The sequence below is a fragment of the Sinorhizobium terangae genome (assembly GCF_029714365.1).
GTDB lineage: Bacteria > Pseudomonadota > Alphaproteobacteria > Rhizobiales > Rhizobiaceae > Sinorhizobium > Sinorhizobium terangae.
The window spans coordinates 604225-622674 of sequence record NZ_CP121659.1 but is presented as its reverse complement, the minus strand read 5'-3'; the positions used below and the strand labels follow the sequence as shown (position 1 = coordinate 622674).

Annotated in this window: 15 protein-coding genes and 2 tRNA genes; 10 read left to right on the top strand and 7 right to left on the bottom strand. The window is 63.1% G+C overall.

Translation table 11 applies throughout. From position 1 onward, the window contains the following. Positions 1-119: 119 nt before the first annotated feature. Positions 120-668 carry an HdeD family acid-resistance protein gene (locus QA637_RS02895; protein ID WP_283063310.1) on the bottom strand — a complete coding sequence of 183 codons (549 nt, stop codon included), beginning with the start codon at positions 666-668 and terminating at the stop codon, positions 120-122. A 149-nt stretch (positions 669-817) separates the two neighbouring features. On the opposite strand from QA637_RS02895, the gene betI reads away from it, so the two are divergent. From betI to betA, 4 genes are all read left to right on the top strand, one after another. Continuing rightward, the gene (gene betI, locus QA637_RS02890) at positions 818-1429 is read left to right on the top strand and encodes a transcriptional regulator BetI (protein ID WP_283063309.1); all 612 of its coding nucleotides are present in this window, start codon (positions 818-820) and stop codon (positions 1427-1429) included. A gap of 110 nt (positions 1430-1539) precedes the next feature. Beyond that, entirely contained in the window at positions 1540-3078 is a 1539-nt protein-coding gene (gene betC, locus QA637_RS02885; RefSeq protein WP_283063308.1) for a choline-sulfatase, read from the top strand. 1 nt (position 3079) lies between these two features. Then, positions 3080-4543, top strand: a complete 1464-nt coding sequence (betB, locus tag QA637_RS02880) for a betaine-aldehyde dehydrogenase (RefSeq protein ID WP_283063306.1) — start codon at positions 3080-3082, stop codon at positions 4541-4543. 154 nt (positions 4544-4697) lie between these two features. Then, complete coding sequence (gene betA / locus QA637_RS02875; RefSeq protein WP_283063304.1) at positions 4698-6347, top strand: choline dehydrogenase; 1650 nt, start codon at positions 4698-4700, stop codon at positions 6345-6347. A gap of 64 nt (positions 6348-6411) precedes the next feature. Here the strand turns inward: betA and QA637_RS02870 are convergent, their stop codons facing one another. Both QA637_RS02870 and QA637_RS02865 read right to left on the bottom strand, forming a co-directional pair. Then, positions 6412-6888, bottom strand: coding sequence for a DUF6644 family protein (locus QA637_RS02870; protein ID WP_153442260.1), 477 nt, complete (start codon positions 6886-6888; stop codon positions 6412-6414). An 8-nt stretch (positions 6889-6896) separates the two neighbouring features. Then, a complete protein-coding gene (locus tag QA637_RS02865; RefSeq protein WP_283063302.1) occupies positions 6897-7226 on the bottom strand; it encodes a DUF6152 family protein in 330 nt (109 codons plus the stop codon). A gap of 344 nt (positions 7227-7570) precedes the next feature. Here QA637_RS02865 and QA637_RS02860 point away from each other — a divergent pair, with 344 nt between their 5' ends. The 4 genes from QA637_RS02860 (at position 7571) to QA637_RS02845 (ending at position 11175) form a co-directional block, all read left to right on the top strand. Continuing rightward, positions 7571-8326 carry a phosphoadenylyl-sulfate reductase gene (locus QA637_RS02860; RefSeq protein ID WP_283063300.1) on the top strand — a complete coding sequence of 252 codons (756 nt, stop codon included), beginning with the start codon at positions 7571-7573 and terminating at the stop codon, positions 8324-8326. 46 nt (positions 8327-8372) lie between these two features. Continuing rightward, entirely contained in the window at positions 8373-9326 is a 954-nt protein-coding gene (gene cysD, locus QA637_RS02855; RefSeq protein ID WP_153442175.1) for a sulfate adenylyltransferase subunit CysD, read from the top strand. Continuing rightward, positions 9326-10828 (top strand): sulfate adenylyltransferase subunit CysN, encoded by a 1503-nt coding sequence (cysN, locus tag QA637_RS02850; protein WP_153442176.1) that lies wholly within the window; start codon positions 9326-9328, stop codon positions 10826-10828. Before cysD ends, cysN begins: the two co-directional genes overlap by 1 nt. A gap of 155 nt (positions 10829-10983) precedes the next feature. Continuing rightward, positions 10984-11175: a hypothetical protein gene (locus tag QA637_RS02845; protein WP_153442177.1), complete on the top strand. Its 192-nt coding sequence runs from the start codon at positions 10984-10986 to the stop codon at positions 11173-11175. 569 nt (positions 11176-11744) lie between these two features. Here the strand turns inward: QA637_RS02845 and QA637_RS02840 are convergent. Together QA637_RS02840 and QA637_RS02835 are read right to left on the bottom strand one after the other, a co-directional pair. Beyond that, positions 11745-12026, bottom strand: a complete 282-nt coding sequence (locus tag QA637_RS02840; protein ID WP_153442178.1) for a hypothetical protein — start codon at positions 12024-12026, stop codon at positions 11745-11747. Positions 12027-12286: 260 nt separating this feature from the next. Then, positions 12287-12363: transfer RNA gene (locus QA637_RS02835), tRNA-Pro, on the bottom strand. A gap of 291 nt (positions 12364-12654) precedes the next feature. Here QA637_RS02835 and QA637_RS02830 point away from each other — a divergent pair. Further along, a complete protein-coding gene (locus tag QA637_RS02830; RefSeq protein ID WP_283063296.1) occupies positions 12655-13068 on the top strand; it encodes a hypothetical protein in 414 nt (137 codons plus the stop codon). 157 nt (positions 13069-13225) lie between these two features. Then, positions 13226-14827, top strand: coding sequence for a gamma-glutamyltransferase (gene ggt / locus QA637_RS02825; protein WP_283063294.1), 1602 nt, complete (start codon positions 13226-13228; stop codon positions 14825-14827). Positions 14828-15930: 1103 nt separating this feature from the next. On the opposite strand, the gene QA637_RS02815 is transcribed toward ggt, so the two are convergent. Together QA637_RS02815 and QA637_RS02810 are read right to left on the bottom strand one after the other, a co-directional pair. Continuing rightward, on the bottom strand, positions 15931-18000 hold the full coding sequence (locus tag QA637_RS02815; protein ID WP_283063291.1) for a coiled-coil domain-containing protein: 2070 nt from the start codon (positions 17998-18000) through the stop codon (positions 15931-15933). A gap of 302 nt (positions 18001-18302) precedes the next feature. After that, positions 18303-18377 (bottom strand) — tRNA-Gln (locus QA637_RS02810). Between the last annotated feature and the right edge of the window lie 73 nt (positions 18378-18450).

The following is an 18450-nucleotide window of genomic DNA, read 5'->3' as shown; positions in this document are numbered from 1 at the left end:
CCAAGCGTCAACGAAAGCTTTCGCGAGTGTGAAAGTTTGATGAAGGATTGGCAGCCTGAGTAGAGTGTATCGGTATGCGCCCCTTATGGTTGCACAACGCCGAAGCGGCGCGATCTTCCTCAGCCCTTTGCGAGAACGCCGAAGGCGATCGAGGCGAGCCCCTGCATGACGAGATCGACCGCCAGAAACAGGCCAAGGATCCAGAGGCTGTTGACCGGCCAACCGGCGGCGATGACGAGGCCAGCGGCGAGCGTGACGAGACCGCCGACGACCATCCAGCCCCATCCGCCGAACGGCCGGAGCTTGAAGCCGACCCAGACGCGGAAGCAGCCTGCAACGATCAGCGCCAACGCCATCAGGAAGGTCAGGACCGCAGAGGCAAGCACCGGATTGATGAAGGCGAAGAGGCCCGCCGCCGCGTAGAAGGCCGCGCTCAAGAGCCAATAGAGGAAACTTCCCCAAGTCTTGACCTGAAAGGCGTGACCGAGATTGAGCAGACCGCCAATCAGCATGATGATGCCCACATAATAGACGGAGGCAACCGTCGCCATGAGCAGATTGCCGAAGGCAATGCCGCCGCACATGATCAGGATCACGCCAAGGGCGACGAACCAGACCCATTTTCCGGCGACAGCCTCTCTACCGGCGGGATCGAATGCGTGGGCCATCTTCAACCTCCAGTCTTATCGGCGAGCATGAACGCCACCTTTCGATTGAGCCGGATTTCTCAGCAAAAAGAAAGAGAAAAAGCGACAAAGTTTTTTATTGATTGATGAGTCAATCAAAAATAAACTGGAAGGAGTCGAGGGAGTTTCGGATGCCGAAAATCGGGATGGAGCCTGTACGGCGAAAGGCATTGGTGGACGCGGCGCTGCGCGTGATCGGCGACCAAGGCACGCTCTCGGTCACCATGTCGGATATTGCCAGAACCGCCGGCGTCTCGCCGGCGCTCGCGCACCACTACTTCGGCAGCAAGGATCAATTGTTGATCGCAACGATCCGCAGTCTCCTGGCGCAACTGCGCGACGACGCGGTCGCTGCGCTTCAGACCGCGAAGACGCCGCGCGAAAAGCTGAGTGCACTGATCCGCGTGAGCTTCAGGGCCGAGCAGTTCGCGCCAGAGACGATCGCTGCCTGGCTCGCTTTTTATTCCGAGGCGCAGCGCTCGGAGGACGTTCGCCGTCTCCTCGTGATCTACGCGCGACGGCTGCGTTCCAATCTGTTGGCGAGCCTTAAGCTGCTTTGCGCTTTCGATGACGCGGAACGCATCGCCGAGGGCGCGGCTGCGATGATCGACGGACTCTATATCCGCCAGAGTCTGCGCTCGGCTCCGATCAGCATCGAAGCTTCGATCGCGCTGACCGAGGACTATGTAAATGCGCATTTGCGGGCGACGGACGACGGAAGTCGCCCCTCTTCTGGGGTTTAACCCGAGGACTAGCCTTCTCCCCGCAAGCGGGGAGAAGGTGGCGGCAGCCGGATGAGGCGCGATCGCCCGCACCGCAAAACTGTAATTCGAACAATCGAGGAATCAACGACGTGACTGCCGGGAAGCCCAATATTCTGATCATCATGGTGGACCAGTTGAACGGAAAGCTTTTTCCGGACGGCCCCGCCGAGTTCCTGCATGCGCCGAACCTGAAGGCGCTCGCCAAGCGCTCGGCGCGCTTCCGCAACAATTACACGTCGTCGCCGTTGTGTGCTCCCGCCCGCGCGTCCTTCATGGCCGGCCAATTGCCGAGCCGCACCCGCGTCTACGACAACGCCGCCGAGTACCAGTCGTCGATCCCGACCTATGCGCACCATCTGCGCCGGGCCGGCTACTACACCGCGCTTTCCGGCAAGATGCATTTCGTCGGGCCGGATCAGTTGCATGGCTTCGAAGAGCGCCTGACGACCGACATCTATCCGGCCGATTTCGGCTGGACGCCGGATTACCGCAAGCCCGGCGAACGGATCGACTGGTGGTATCACAACCTCGGTTCCGTCACCGGCGCCGGTGTGGCGGAAATCACCAACCAGATGGAATATGACGACGAGGTGGCGTTCCTCGCGAACCAGAAGCTCTACCAGCTCTCGCGCGAGAGTGACGACGAAAGCCGCCGTCCCTGGTGCCTTACCGTTTCCTTCACCCACCCGCACGATCCCTACGTCGCACGGCGCAAGTTCTGGGATCTCTACGAGAAATGCGAGCAACTGCTGCCGGAGGTCGGCGCGCTCCCCGTCGATCAGCAGGACCCGCATTCTCGGCGCATCATGCTCTCCTGCGACTACGATAACTTCGAGTTGACCGAGGAGAATATTCGCCGGTCGCGGCGGGCCTATTTCGCCAACATCTCCTATCTCGACGAAAAGGTGGGAGAGCTCATCGACACGCTCACGCGCACGCGGATGCTCGATGACACGCTCATCCTCTTTTGCTCCGACCACGGCGATATGCTCGGCGAGAGGGGCCTGTGGTTCAAGATGAACTTCTTCGAAGGCTCGGCGCGCGTGCCGCTGATGATCGCTGGACCGGGTGTCACGGCCGGCCTGCATCTGACGCCGACCTCGAACCTCGACGTAACGCCGACGCTTGCCGATCTCGCCGGCATCTCCATGGACGAGGTAAAGCCCTGGACGGACGGCATCAGCCTTCTGCCGATGGTAAACGGTGCGGAGCGCACGGAACCAGTGTTGATGGAATATGCGGCGGAAGCCTCCTATGCGCCACTCGTCGCCATCCGCGAAGGCAAGTGGAAATATGTCCACTGCGCGCTCGACCCGGACCAGCTTTACGACCTTGAGGCAGATCCGCTGGAACTCACCAATCTTGCGGAGAACCCGCGCGGGCCTGTCGATCAGGCGACGCTCAGGGCCTTCCGCGACATGCGCGCCGCCCACTGGGACATGGAGACCTTCGACGCGGCCGTGCGCGAAAGCCAGGCGCGGCGCTGGGTGGTCTACGAGGCGCTCAGAAACGGCGCCTATTACCCGTGGGACCACCAGCCGCTGCAGAGGGCATCCGAGCGCTACATGCGCAACCACATGAACCTCGACAACCTCGAGGAGTCCAAACGCTACCCGCGGGGAGAATGACATGAGAGCCCAACCGAAAGCGTCGCACTTCATCGACGGTGACTATGTCGAGGACACCGCCGGCACGGTGATCGAGAGCATCTATCCGGCGACCGGCGAGGTGATCGCCCGGCTTCATGCGGCGACGCCTGCGATCGTCGAAAAGGCGATCGCCGCAGCGAAACGGGCGCAGCCGGAATGGGCTGCGATGAGCCCGACGGCACGCGGCCGCATCCTCAAGCGCGCCGCCGAGATCATGCGCGAGCGCAACCGCGAGCTCTCCGAACTGGAAACACTCGACACCGGCAAGCCGATCCAGGAGACGATCGTCGCCGACCCGACCTCGGGCGCCGACAGCTTCGAGTTCTTCGGCGGCGTCGCGCCCGCCGCGCTCAATGGCGACTATATCCCGCTCGGCGGCGACTTCGCCTACACCAAGCGGGTGCCGCTCGGCGTCTGCGTCGGCATCGGCGCCTGGAACTATCCACAGCAGATCGCCTGCTGGAAGGGCGCGCCGGCACTCGCCGCCGGCAATGCCATGGTCTTCAAGCCGTCGGAAAACACGCCGCTTGGGGCGCTGAAGATCGCCGAGATCCTGGTCGAAGCCGGCCTGCCAAAGGGGCTCTACAACGTCATCCAGGGCGATCGGTCGACCGGCCCCCTGCTCGTCAATCACCCCGACGTCGCCAAGGTGTCGCTGACCGGCTCGGTGCCGACGGGCAAAAAAGTCGCAGGGGCCGCCGCGGCGGAGCTCAAGCACGTCACCATGGAGCTCGGCGGCAAGTCGCCGCTGATCGTCTTCGACGATGCCGATCTCGAAAGCGCGATCGGCGGTGCCATGCTCGGCAACTTCTACTCGACCGGCCAGGTCTGCTCGAACGGCACCCGCGTCTTCGTGCAGCGGAAGGTCAAGGAAACGTTCCTGGCGCGGCTTAAGGCGCGCACCGAGGCGATCGTCATCGGCGACCCGATGGACGAGGCGACACAGCTTGGGCCCATGGTTTCGAAGGCACAGCGCGACAAGGTCTTCTCCTATATCGAGAAGGGCAAGGCGGAGGGCGCGCGGCTGGTGACCGGCGGCGGCATTCCGAACGCCGTCAGCGCTGACGGAACCTATATCCAGCCCACCGTCTTCGCCGACGTCACCGACGAGATGACGATCGCGCGGGAGGAGATCTTCGGGCCGGTGATGTGCGTGCTCGACTTCGACGATGAGGCGGAGGTCGTCGCCCGCGCCAACGCCACCGAATTCGGCCTTTCCGCCGGTGTCTTCACCGCCGACATCACCCGCGCGCATCGGGTGGTCGACCAGCTCGAGGCGGGTACGCTCTGGATCAACACCTACAACCTCTGCCCGGTCGAGATCCCGTTCGGCGGCTCGAAACAATCGGGCTTCGGGCGGGAGAATTCGGTCGCGGCGCTCAACCACTACACCGAGCTCAAGACCGTCTATGTCGGCATGGGGAAGGTCGAGGCGCCGTACTGAATTGCAATTCTGCCCCTCACCCTAACCCTCTCCCCGCAGGCGGGGAGAGGGGACTGGCGCGGCACGGCATATCCCTTCTCCCCGCAAGCGGGGAGAAGGCGGCGGCAGCCGGATGAGGGGCACACCGCAGATACGTAGAAGAAAGACAACGCTTATGCAGGCAGATTTTGTCATCATCGGTTCCGGTTCGGCGGGCTCGGCGCTCGCCTATCGCCTGTCGGAGGACGGCAAGCATTCCGTCATCGTGCTGGAGTTCGGCGGCTCGGACGTCGGCCCGTTCATCCAGATGCCGGCAGCACTCGCCTGGCCGATGAGCATGAACCGCTACAATTGGGGCTACCTTTCGGAACCCGAGCCGAACCTCAACAACCGGCGCATCACCGCGCCGCGCGGCAAGGTGATCGGCGGTTCCTCCTCGATCAACGGCATGGTCTATGTGCGCGGCCACGCGGAGGACTTCAATCGCTGGGAAGAGTTGGGCGCCCAGGGCTGGGCCTATGCGGACGTGCTGCCCTATTTCAAGCGGATGGAACATTCGCACGGCGGCGAAGACGGCTGGCGCGGCACGCAGGGGCCGCTGCACATCCAGCGCGGCAGCGTCAGGAACCCGCTCTTTCATGCCTTCATCCAGGCAGGACAGCAGGCGGGGTTCGAACTCACCGACGACTATAACGGCTCCAAGCAGGAAGGCTTCGGCCTGATGGAGCAGACGACCTGGCAAGGCCGGCGCTGGTCGGCAGCCTCCGCCTATCTCAAGCCGGCGCTGAAGCGTCCGAATGTCGAACTGATCCGCTGCCTCGCCCACAAGGTCGTCGTCGAGAACGGCCGCGCGACCGGTGTGGAGATCGAGCGCAATGGCCGGACCGAGGTGGTGAAGGCCAATCGCGAGGTGATCGTGTCGGCCTCGTCCTTCAACTCGCCGAAGCTGTTGATGCTCTCCGGCATCGGTCCGGCGGCGCATCTGAAGGAGATGGGGATCGAGGTGAAGGCCGACCGGCCGGGCGTCGGCCAGAACCTCCAGGATCACATGGAGTTCTACTTCCAGCAGGTAAGCACCAAGCCGGTCTCGCTTTACTCCTGGCTGCCGTGGTTCTGGCAAGGCGTCGCCGGCGCGCAATGGCTGCTCTTCAAGAGAGGCCTCGGTGTTTCCAACCAGTTCGAGGCCTGCGCCTTCCTGCGGTCGGCGCCGGGCATCAAACAGCCTGACATCCAGTACCATTTCCTGCCGGTGGCGATCAGCTACGACGGCAAGGCCGCGGCCAACACGCACGGCTTCCAGGTGCATGTCGGCTACAACCTGTCGAAGTCGCGCGGCAGCGTCACCCTTCGCTCGTCCGACCCGAAGTCCGATCCGGTGATCCGCTTCAATTATATGAGCCACCCGGAGGATTGGGAGAAATTCCGCCACTGCGTGCGGCTGACGCGCGAGATCTTCGGCCAGAAGGCCTTCGACCAGTATCGCGGACCGGAAATCCAGCCGGGCGACAAGGTCCAGACGGACGACGAGATCGATTCCTTCCTGCGCGAACATCTCGAAAGCGCCTATCACCCCTGTGGCACCTGCAAGATGGGCGCCAAGGACGACCCGATGGCGGTAGTCGATCCGGAAACACGGGTGATCGGCGTCGATGGCTTGCGCGTCGCCGACTCCTCGATCTTCCCGCATGTCACCTACGGCAACCTCAACGGGCCCTCGATCATGACAGGCGAGAAGGCGGCCGACCACATCCTCGGCAGGCAGCCCCTCGCCCGCTCCAACCAGGAGCCCTGGATCAATCCACGCTGGGCGTTAAGCGACCGGTAAGACAAAGAGTTGAGGCGCGCGCCTTGGGGACAAGCCCCCTCCCCACCCCCTCCCCACGAGTAACCTACTCCGAAAGGAAACCGATCCAGCGGCCAGCAAGAACCGCTCCTGTCCAGACCGCCATGGAAATGAGCGCCGAAAGGCGGACTCTCCAGGAGAGCGGTCCGCCTTTGACGACGGCGCGCCACTGCGGCGTCAGATGCAGCAAAACCGCGTTGACGATGCCCAGTACGAGCAGCGTGATCTTTGTCAGGAAGGCAGCGTTGCCTGCATATTCAAGCGGGCGGACGCTGAAAAGGCAGAAGCCCGTGACGATCGCGAGGATCACGCCGGTTGCAGCGGCGCGCGAAAGGTACGGCCCGATCGTCGCGACCGGCACCTTGCCGAAGAACCCGATGAGGCGCAGATCGAGCGGCAGGATCGCGCCGACGACTATTCCGATCGACAGGATATGGGCGGCGTTCACGAAGAGGTAGAGGAGCGCGGAACGCCGTATCGCCACCGCGAAAGGCAGGGTGCCGATCCACTCCACCGCCTCCATGCCGCTCGTCAATTCGTCTGTATCCGGTCGGGATAGATGTCGTAGACTTTTCCGGCCACCGTGATTCGAACGGCTTTCATCCGCTTTTCATTATGGTCGAGCGAACGGTTTCCGAGGGCCACCACCGGATCGCCGACTTTCGCCACGCCCTCGACAAAGCCCGACCGCTCTGTCTGGCGGAGGTTTGCGAGCTCGACCCGCCAGAGGCCGTCATTCTCCGTCGCGACGTCCAGCGTCGGATGCGGCGGAGCCATGGAGATTTCCTGGATCGTCCCGGAAAGCTCGATCTGATCGGCCTCCGCCCAGGACCAGCCGTGGTGCGCGTACGCTCCCGTCACAAGCAAGAGCCCCAGAGCTCCCCCCCCCGAGCATGCGAGCAGGTAAGGACCTGGCCATCACTTGTCTCCTTTCAATGGATCGCGAGATCAGCCTGAACCTGGAGCAGGCGCAATGAAAGGACAGAGCATTCAACTATTCTTGAATGGCGAGCATGGGCCGGTGCTCTCGGGTGCAACGTGCCACGCCCTTCCCGCAAGATTAATCTACTAAATTACTAGGTTTTCTTAGAACTTTAGGGATCAGAGAGATATTTGCTCTGATCCTTGAGCAATAGAAATCCGTTTTTCTGTCATTTGTCACGAACGGCTGCGATATTCCGTGCAAATTGCAACGGGATGTAGCCATGACCACGCAAACCCTCGAAGCCGAAGCGGCAGCCCTCAGCGAAGCGCTCGAAGGCCTCGATCTTGCCGGGCGCCTGGCGCTTATCGCAGGACTTGAAGGCAGGGCCGTTTTCACGACCTCGCTTGGTATCGAGGACCAGGTCATCACGGCCGCGATCGGCACCAACCGCCTCGACATCGATGTCGCGACGCTGAAGACCGGCCGCCTCTTCACCGAGACTGTCGCGCTTATCGACGAGACCGAGGAAACCTATGGAATCCTCATCAAGCGCTTCCACCCCGAAAAGGCCGACATCGACGCCTTTGTGGCGCAGTACGGCATGAACGGTTTCTACGAAAGCGTGGAGGCCAGGCATGCCTGTTGCGGCGTGCGCAAGCTGAAGCCGCTTGCGCGTGCGCTCGAGGGGGCAAGCTACTGGATCACCGGCCTTCGCCGCGGGCAGTCGGGTAATCGTGCGGCGACTCCATTTGCGGAAGCCGACATCGAGCGCGGGCTCATCAAGATCAATCCGCTCGCGGACTGGGATATCGAGACGATCCGTGCCCATGTCGCGGCCCATGCCATTCCAGTCAACCCGCTTCACAGCCGCGGCTATCCGTCGATCGGATGCGAGCCTTGCACCCGGGCGATAAAGCCCGGCGAGCCGGAGCGCGCCGGACGCTGGTGGTGGGAGAACGACGAGAAGCGCGAATGCGGCCTGCACGTGCCGGAAGCGGCCTCCTCCATCATCCCCAATGCCAGCAGTGCCGCCTGAGACGACCTGCGCATCAAGAGACAAGTATCCTCCCCCGGAGTTCGAAATGCCCCATAACCATCCGGAAACGGAACTGCATAATCCGCAGAGCACGAAACCGCCGCTCGATCCGCATCTGAAGGCGCTCGAAAACGAAGCGATCCACATTTTCCGTGAGGTCGCCGCCGAATTCGAGCGCCCCGTGATGCTCTATTCGATCGGCAAGGATTCGTCCGTGCTCTTGCACTTGGCGCGTAAGGCCTTCTATCCCGGCCGCGTGCCCTTCCCGCTGCTTCATGTCGACACCGGCTGGAAGTTCCGGGAGATGATCGCGTTTCGCGACGAGATCGTCGAGAAATACGATCTCGATCTGGTCGTCCACACCAACCCGCGCGGCGCGGCAGAAAATGTGACCCCCTTCTCGCACGGCTCGGCGCTCTATACCGACATCATGAAGACCGAAGCCCTGCGCCAGGCGCTCGATGCCGGCCAGTACGATGCCGCATTCGGCGGGGCACGCCGCGACGAGGAAGCAAGCCGCGCCAAAGAGCGGATCTATTCGTTCCGCACCCCCGATCACCGCTGGGATCCGCGCAACCAGCGCCCCGAGCTATGGAACATCTATAACGGCATGATCCGCAAGGGCGAGAGCGTGCGCGCCTTCCCGCTCTCCAACTGGACCGAGGTCGACATCTGGCGCTACATCCAGGCCGAAGAGATCCCGATCGTCCCGCTCTACTTTGCCAAGAAGCGTCCGATCGTCGAACGCGACGGCATGATGATCCTTGCCGAAGATCCGCGCCTCGAACTTCTTCCAGGCGAAGTGAAGCGCGAGGAGGTGATCCGCTTCCGCACGCTCGGCTGCTTCCCGCTGACGGGAGCAATCCGCTCCGGCGCGACGACACTCGACGACATCATTTCCGAACTTGAAACCGCGACCGTCTCCGAGCGGCAGGGACGCGCCATCGACCGGGACCAGTCCGGCTCGATGGAAAAGAAAAAACGCGAGGGATATTTCTGATGACCGCACCCGCAATCGCGAACGCCGCCCTGGACGACGCAACCGAAGCCGTGGCCCTTCCGGCGCAGGAACCGGTGCGCGCCACGCGCGATTCCCGCCCGCTTCGCCTCATCACCTGCGGCAGCGTCGACGACGGCAAATCGACGCTGATCGGCCGGTTGCTGTGGGACACCAAGGCGGTCAAGGAAGACCAGGCCGCAACCCTGCAGCGCGACTCCAACGGCAAGCAGAACGATCTCGGGCTGCCCGATTTCGCGCTGCTTCTGGACGGCCTGCAGGCCGAGCGCGAACAGGGCATTACCATCGATGTCGCCTATCGCTACTTCTCGACCGACAAGCGCTCCTTCATCGTCGCCGACACGCCCGGTCACGAGCAATACACCCGTAACATGGCGACCGGCGCTTCGACCGCCGATCTCGCCGTGCTGCTTGTCGATGCGCGCGTCGGCCTTCTGGAGCAGACCCGCCGCCACGCAACGATCGCGACGCTGATGGGCATCCGCCAGTTCGTTCTCGCCGTCAACAAGATCGACCTCACCAACTACGACCGCGCCCGCTTCGAGCAGATTTCGCACGAGTTCAAGGAACTCGCCCTGTCGCTCGGCGTGCGGCAGGTCACGGCGATCCCGGTTTCGGCGCTCAAGGGCGAGAACGTCGTCTATGACGGCCGTGCCTCGATGCCCTGGTACGATGGCCCGACGCTGATCGAGGTTCTGGAGCTCGCAACGACGCGCTCTGCGCAGACCGTCGGCTTCCGCCTGCCCGTGCAGCGCGTCTCGCGCCCGGGCGAGAGCTTCCGCGGCTATCAGGGCACGGTTGCCGGCGGCTCGGTAAAGCCCGGCGACTCCGTCGTGATCCTGCCATCGGGCATGGTTGCCAATGTCACCAAGATCGTCACCTTCGATCTCGTGCGCAATGCCGCCGTTGCTGGCGACGCGATCACGCTGGTGCTTGACCGCCAGGTGGACGTCTCGCGCGGTGACATGATCGCAGCAATCGACAGCCAACCGATGACCGGGCTTGCTTTTGATGCCCAGCTCGTTGCGCTTCAGCCGGAGGGTATCCAGCCCGGCAAGCGCTATTGGCTGAAATCCGGCAGCCGCCGTCAGCGCGTGCAGGTTCAGCCCGCAAGCCAGCTCGACCTCAAGACCGGCAAGTGGAACCATGCGGACGAACTGCCGATGAACGCCATCGGCAAGGTTCATCTCGTCTTCGACGAGCAGGCGATTTTCGACGCTTACGAACAGAACCGCACCACCGGTGCCTTCATCCTGATCGATCCGGATACCAACAACACGGTTGCCGGCGGCATGATCACCGCCAAGCGCGCCGCGCTCGGCGGCATCCATGCGGAAGAAAGCCGGGTGATCCTGTCGCTGCCGGCGGACCTCGCCGATCAACTGATGGCAACGGAACTCTTCGCGGGCCGGCGCGAGGACGTGGACGTCCGTCGCGTCACTGCCGGCAAGGCGGCCGAAATCATCGACACGATCGACGGCTGACCGACAACTTATCGAATGCGAAAAAAGGGGCCGCTTGGCCCCTTTTTTCGCTCCCGGTCCATTCGGTTACCAGCGGTCGCCTTGCTTCTTTTCCTCTCTTCCAAACCGTCTCCACTGCCCTAGCTTTTCGCCCAGCATCGCAGGGAGGCGCAGCTATGCTTGGCAGCAACACGAAGGAAACGCCCGACGGCGGCTTCGAAGGCCGCACGATGACGATCGAAGCATTTGCGCGGAAATACCGCCTCGATGAGGAAGAGGCGCATCGGCTGGAAGAAGAATTCGGGTCCTCTGCAGCCGAACTCGTTCTGCTCAAGGCTGCACGACGCAACGGGCTTCCCGAGGAGTGAGGAGCCCATCGCGGATCGGTCAAGCCCTCCGCTCGATCGGCGCAAATTGCATCGTTAGCGGCGGCGGGTCGCCGTTGCGCCAAAGCTGATAGCCGACGACGCTGCCTATATGGCGGACCAGATAACGTTTTCGCGCAGTGTGAAAATTGGTTCCTTCAACATCACGACCTCACGGCAATGCGTTTGTTGAAGGGATAGTGGCGCTGAACGTTCACCGTGAATAGATAACATTTGGTTTACGGTCTATTTCCGAGTGAACAACAAAAGCGCTCGCGTCGGCTACTGCATGATCCCCAGGAAACGGCTCCGTCTCCTCGCCACCCCTGAGAAGTTAGGGTTTTAAACCCAACCGCCTATTCGTAAGTTGCCGCGTCGATCATGACGATCGATAGGACTGTTTCACCGTTTCCGGACGCCGTGGGACAGTCCGCCGAACGGCGAACACGAGCCGTCATGCTACAGCGCAACGAAGCGCTGTAGCACTTTGAATTGCCGCATGTTTTGTCCTTAACTCGGATACGATTTAAGGAAACATCCGGTAACACCCGACCGCCATCGCCCGTCACCAGTCAAGGGACGCGGACCTTCACGTTGGCGTGCTGGTTCGCGGCAGCCGTGGCGGTGGCCGGCGTCTGGGTTTCCTCCCCTGTAAAGGGGCTTCCTTGACCGGGCGCCAAGGTACCGCTGTGGCCGGCCTTGTTCGTCGTAAATGCCTGGGTGTTGGACGACGCCGTGCTGCCTGGCCGCAATCCGTTTTGCTGCGCCTGGAAGAGATGATCGTCCGCTTGTGCAACAACTCCGGAAAGGATCAGCAAGACGGTCGCCGTGGGAATTGAGATGTGCATCTTCATGACAAGATCTCCATCGTTCAATGCCCCCAGCATTCGACACGGCGGTAGGCACCAATATTCCGCGACGTGCCTTCACGGCTTTGTGAAGCCGCTCGTTCAATGGTCGACGAGGGTGCAAGCAAGCGGCAAATAACTGATGGGAGGCTTGGTGAAGATCTGAGCGAAGACTTTCTGTTTGGCGCCACGGCAATGGTGGGACGCGAAGCAAAAAGCCGGGCTCCGAAGAGCCGGCGACCGATCCGCTAAGGTATTGATTCGGCTGGTCGGAGTGGCGTGATTCGAACACGCGACCCCCACGTCCCGAACGTGGTGCGCTACCAGACTGCGCTACACTCCGTGACCAGCGGCGCCTCTATAGAACAGCATTTTCGATTTCACAAGCGCCCAACGCAAAAAAGAATGCCGCCTGAGGCAAAAATTTCGGGCAGTGGAAAACCGACGGCCCGCCTCGCGCCGCGCCGGAATAGGGCGTTTCTGCAACGCTTCATATTTTCCTGAAAGCCGGCGGTCAGGGCGGATTTTCTTTCTCATGCTTTGGCGCTAGAGGCTCAGCGGAAAGCTAGGAAATCCGGGGGATACGGGCTTCCGCGCCGTAAAATTTCAGAACGAGACTCAAAGGGACAAAAACATGAACTTCCGCATGATGACGGTCGCCGGCCTTGCGCTGGCTCTTGCCGGCTGCACGACGACTTCAGGGGTGGCAAGAAACGCGGTCGAGACGCAATGGCTGGGCAAGCCCGCCGGCACGTTCTTCGCACAGTTCGGTCCGCCGATTGCCGACGTCGAAACCGGCGATAATACCGTCTACAGCTGGAAGGGCGGCTACAAGACCCGCAAGATCCCGGCCGAGTACGAAAAGACCGCCGACGGCAAACGTGGCAAGCGCATTTCCGCCGCACGCACGGAATACTTGAGCTGCTCCGTACAGCTCACCGTCTCGTCCGACTACGTCATCCGCGCCGTCCGCCTCGTGGGCGACCGCAAGCGCGCCAACGGCCCGAGTTGGTGCGAGGAGTTCCTCGGCGGCGCCAAGGCGGAGTGAGGTTCACTTCCGCGACGACGCGACCACCCGTCGGCAAAGGCTGGCGGGTTTTTGCGCCCCACGACCCCGGTCATCGCTACGGCTGAGCCTTTTCATCCAACCGGCATGGGCATAGGCTCCGAGTCCCGTGTTTTCCTCGAGACCCTCGGAGCTTGCCATGCGTGACCTGCACCTGCCCGGCCGTTCCGTCGTCATGGGCCGGCACGGCGCCGCCGCCACCTCGCACTTTCTTTCCACGCTCACCGCCATCGATATCCTGCGCCGCGGCGGCAACGCCGCCGACGCCGCGATTGCCGCCTGCGCCGTGCAGTGCGTGGTCGAGCCAGGCTCGACCGGCATAGGCGGCGACAATTTCGTGCTCTACGCCCCTGCCAGTAGCGATCCGGCGGGCAAGGTCTATGGCCTGAATGGGTCCGGCCGCGCGCCCAGAGGCCTTACAGCCGAGTATCTTTTGAAGCAGGGAATAAAAGAGATCGCGCTGACCTCGGTGCATGCCGTCACCGTCCCCGGCGCGGTCGACGCCTGGAGCAAGCTGAACCGGAGTTTTGGGTCGATGCCGCTCGCCGAGCTGCTGCAGCCCGCCATCCGCCATGCAGAGGAAGGCTTTGTGCTGACCGAGCGCGTCGCCACCGATTGGCGCCGCAACGAAGGCAAGCTGAAGGCGGACGCCAACAGTGCGCGCATGTGGTTGAAGGACGGCAGCCGCGCCCCGAGGGCCGGCGAGGTCTTTCGGCAACCGGAGCATGCGAAAGTCCTCCGCGAGGTCGCTGCAAAGGGGCGCGACGGCTTTTACACCGGCTGGGTCGCCGAGGACATCGTGGCCTACCTGCGCGGGCTGGGCGGTCTGCATGCGCTCGAGGACTTCGCCACGCAAGAGGCCTTCTGGGTCGAGCCGATTTCGACGACCTACCGCGGCATCGAACTCCTGGAGATCCCGCCGAGCAGTGTGGGCATCACCACATTGCTGATGCTCAACATCCTGAGCGGCTTCGACCTCAGCAAATATGATCCGGTCGGCGCCGAGCGTTTCCATATCGAAGCCGAGGCCACGAGGCTGGCATTCGAGGCGCGGGACAGATATGTCGCCGACCCCGCCTTCGCCGACGTGCCCGTCCAAAAGCTGCTCTCGGCGGGCTTCGCCGACGAGCTTCGCGGCCGCATCGACCTGAAAAAGGCCATGCCGGTGGCAGGCCCAACCGGCGCCACCACGCATCGCGATACGGTCTATATCAGCGTGGTCGACGAAAAGGGCAATGCCTGCTCCTTCGTCAACTCGCTGTTCTGGTCCTATGGCACCGGCCTCAGCAGCCCGAAGACCGGCGTGCTCCTGCAGAACCGCGGCATCGGTTTCAGCGTCGATCCCGCGCATCCCAATTGCGTGGCGCCCTGGAAGCGCCCGCTGCACACCATCATCCCGGCGATTGCCATGAAGGACGGCCGGCCATGGCTATCATTCGGCGTGATGGGCGGCGGCTTCCAGCCGGTCGGCCAAAGCCACGTGCTGACCAATATTCTCGACTTCGGCATGGATGTTCAGGAGGCCATCGACTGCGCCCGTGGCTTCCACCAGATGGGCCGCTTCGAGGCCGAGCGCGGCATCCGCGAGGATGTACTCTACGGCCTTGCGGCACTGGGCCACGAGATCAAGATAGCCGAAATGCCCCATGGCGGGGCGCAGGCGATTATGATCGATGCGGCAAACGGCGTGCTGCAGGCCGGATCGGACCCGCGCAAGGACGGTTGCGCGCTGGCTTATTGAAGCGTTCCTAAATAGGGTGCCTCAAGGAGGATGACCTCGGGTCAGACGGAGTTTGACGTTCCACCACCCGCTTACCACCGGCCGCAGTCACAGGCATCGAGTGGCCTAAATCACCGAGAGGACCCTGCCGGCCGAATCGAGACGACACGTGATTCGCGCCTGACGGGTCTGAATGCCACCCTGCCGTGCATAGTCTATACGCACCATGAGCGGGGCCATAAGGGCGCCGCGGCGATCCCGCTGCAGAGGACCGGCGCTTCTCGCGCCAACGCGCACGGCACCAAGGGGCGATGCAGCAGACGCGATCGCCTGGCTGCAGACGTCAATCACGGCGCTGGGCATTGCCGGAATCGCCCCAGTTCGAACCGGGTCCAGTGAGGGGTTGCCCGGGTTGCCCGGGTTGCCCGGTTCGCCTCGCTCGCCTCCTGTCCGGCCTCCTCTGAACGGCCACAGGACGCGAGGCAGGGCGGCGAGCAGTCCTGCACCCCTTGCGGGAGGCCCACCGGTGATCGGGCTGGGAGTGGCGGTCGCCGGGCTGGCAGTGCCACTGACATTTCCATTGATGCTCCCAGTGACACTCCCCCCAGTGACACTGGTACCCCCACTGACACTGGTACCCCCACTGACACTTCCCCGCGGGCCGGAGACCGCGGTCGGGCCACCTGAAGCCATCCCCGGAACGGTCCCCGCTCCTCCACCGCTCGACGGCACGGCACCCGAACCTACCGAACCACCTGAAGGCGCCGCAGGAGTACCTGCTTTTCCACGGTGCGACGACCCGCCTTTCAAACCGGCACCCGCCGATTTGCCGCTGCCCTTAGCGCCACCTTTGCCACCGACGCCAACGGTCGATCGCCCATTCTTGGCTACCGAGACTCCGGCCGTTGCTCCGCCTACCTGGCCGACGCTCGTGCTAATACCCACCGAAGCGCCATTCTTGCCGACGCTGACACTGACTCCGGTACCACCAACCCTAGTGCCGGCCCCAAGGGCCGAGGCAGGGCCGATCGCGACTGTAATCAACAATGTGACCGCTAGATTCGCGTGCATTGCCGTGTTCCTCATCTCCAGGCAAACGAGCCTTCGATTGCCCTCCACCTCCGTTACCAAAGCCCACTCACTGGCAAATGCTCGGGCAGCAGCGCGTCGGGGAGCGCGATCGTCGCCGGTCGAACGGCTCGCGTTGGGTTGCGGACCTGCACCCTGCGAATCTTCTTAGACCCCTGATCACGGGCGGATCGGGCAGCTGTCGGTGGGACAGCCTTTGCACGTTCATTTGCGCGATTGCCGACGCGCGCCTTCGGTGGAGGCTCGTTATCCGCCACGCGGCGCTCGCTTCGGGCTTTGAGGTCGTCATTTTTCTCACGCCTCGCCAGATCACGGCTGTTGGCGCGCTCGCGCTGCTCCAGCGCCGTGCGCTGCGCCGCCAAGACCCGGGTTAACTCTTCCTTTGCCGTGTCGCGCTCCCGGCGCGCAGCGTCGAGGTCACGCGCGAGCGATTTTCCCTTCTTGGACTCCAGTGCGAGCGCCTCGCCTGCCCGCGCTGCCGCCGCCTGGGCGAGCTTTCGAGCCTCTATCGCGGCCGCCTGCTCACCCGCCGCGAGATCGGCGTGCGCCTTGAGGGCTGCTACCGATTGGCGGGCAACCGCGAGATCGCGTTCGAAGGCTGCAAGCTTCTGCCGCTCCTCATCAAGCGTCCGTTTCGCATCAGCCAGTTCCCGGCGAGCGGCGTCGAGGTCGCGCGCAAGGGACCTTCCCTTCTCGGACTCCAATGAGAGCGCCTCGCCTGCCCGGCTGGCCGCCCCCTCGGCGAGCTTTCGAGCCTTTACCGCGGCCGCCTGCTCAGCTTCGGCGAGATTGGCGCGCGCCTCCAGCGCTGCTACCGATTGGCGGGCAGCCGCGAGATCGCGCTCGTGGGCGGCAAGCTTCTGCCGCTCTTCATCGAGGGCTTGTCTTGCCTCGGCCCGCTCCCGCAGAGCGGCGTCGAGGTCGCGCGCAAGCGATCGCCCCTTCTCGGACTCCGATGAGAGCACCTCGCCTGCCCGGCTGGCCGTCGTCTCGGCGAGCTTCCTGGCATCTACCGCGGCCGCCTGCTCAGCCGCGGCGAGACTGGCGCGCGCCTCTAGCGCTGCTACCGATTGGCGGGTAGCCGCGAGCTCGCGTTCGTAGGCTCCGAGCTTGTTCCGCTCCTCATCAAGGGCACGTTTCGCATCCGCCAGGGCCACCTCCCCGGCTTGCTGCGCTCTCAGCGCGGCTGCCTTCGATCGGATCGTGTCAGCGGCCTTGGACCTCAGATCTTCCATCTCGCGCCGCACAGCCGTCAGATCACGAGCAAGCCCTTCGGCTCTTTCGCGCTGCTGTTCCAGGGCTCGTTCCTTTTCAGCCACTGTATCGGCAACATTGCGCGCTTGCGCGGCGTCGTCGCCTGCGCGCCGCATCGCATCGAGATCCCCCCTAGCGGCCGCCAGATCCCGGCGGAGAATTTCCTCACGCGCACCATTGGCCGCTTGGGCACCATCCTTGATTGCGGCGATGTCTTTGCGGGCCACGAGGAGCTTTTGTTCCAGCGCGGCGCTCCTGGCGCGTTCATGCGCGGCTTTCTCGTTGGCCTTGGCCACTGCGTCCGTGGCTTGCCTTGCCTGTACCATCGTATTCGCCGCCTGATCGAGTTCAACGCTCATTGCTTTCAGGTCAGCCAAGGCAGCACTGAGTTCCTTCGTTAACGTGGCGCCCAGTTCGCGCTCCGTCTGTGTTTCCCGGCGAGACGCTTCGAGTTCCCTGCGAGTGGCAGCCAAGTCGTGACGCAGAGTTTCGACCGTCGACCGTTCTCGCTTCAGAGCGGACAACAGCTCCGCCACCGACGGCTTCGCCACAGGCAATTGTGCCACGGGCGGGCGCCTTCCGGCATCGGCGGGCGATGGCTGGCCCACTGGCGCCGGCATTGGCCGTTGGGCGATCATGACCTCGCCTTCTCGCCTGCCGCTTCCGGCATGCGATGCCGGATCGCTTACTGCCGGACATCCGAGCAGCAGAGCAAGGCAGAGGGGAGTGAAGAAGAGGACGATCCTGACGGACCTCTGCCGCACGCGACGCCACGGGACTCCCGCGGTTCGACGGTCCTTGGAGGGGAATGCTGGGCTGCCGTAGGTCGGCTCGGATAGCTTGATATCCATGACTGATCCTCCGGCTAGGCGCGACTTGAAAAGTCATGCGCGCACAGCACTGGTGATCCTCAAGGGTGTTCAGTCTAGCACAGCCAGTTCGTAGCGATGCGGGTCCAATAGGATTAGGCATCCGCCGATTGGCTTAATCCGTCGGCATTACTTGGACATCTGAGCCGACGTCGTAGTCGAGAGTCCGCAAGCGCTGAGCGCAATGGTTGAGGGATTGCCGACAGGAGGACCAGTGATCCGCGAGCCGCGAATGAGGGGCGGCGAAACCGTAACCCATGTGTCCGGTATGGACCCTTTGGAACTGGCTGGGGCGCCTGGATTCGAACCAGGGAATGGCGGTACCAAAAACCGCTGCCTTACCGCTTGGCTACGCCCCAACTTAAGCTGGCGAGAAATCGCCGTGCCAAATCGAGCGCCTGATTAGCAAAGCTCGTCGCCCGTCACAATGCT